The sequence below is a fragment of the Peribacillus sp. SIMBA_075 genome (assembly GCF_046534585.1).
This window is the reverse complement of sequence record NZ_JAWRYN010001127.1, coordinates 1-253: the sequence shown is the minus strand read 5'-3', so window position 1 is coordinate 253 and position 253 is coordinate 1. Positions and strand designations below refer to the sequence as shown.

Annotated in this window: 1 pseudogene; it reads left to right on the top strand. The window is 33.2% G+C overall.

The window, feature by feature from the left end:
* A pseudogene (locus SB775_RS31820) lies at positions 1-210 on the top strand (helix-turn-helix domain-containing protein); the annotation flags it as partial.
* Positions 211-253 lie beyond the last annotated feature (43 nt).

The window sequence follows — 253 nt, the reverse complement described above, 5'->3', positions numbered from 1 at the left end:
AAGAAACATTCATTTGAAGTCATTATGTCTGGTGTAAAAGGATACGCAGATCACATTAAAAGAAACAGAACGGAAACAAAGTTCGTAAAACACGCTTCTACCTTCTTTAATAACGAATGCTATCTCGAATATATAGAACAACCTAAGTCATCAGTACCTAATAAACCGAAACAAACAGCTAACTATTCTATTGATAATTTACTTGATTGAGGTGTAACGGATGGATAAGTACCAGGTTCATTACGAAAATGAA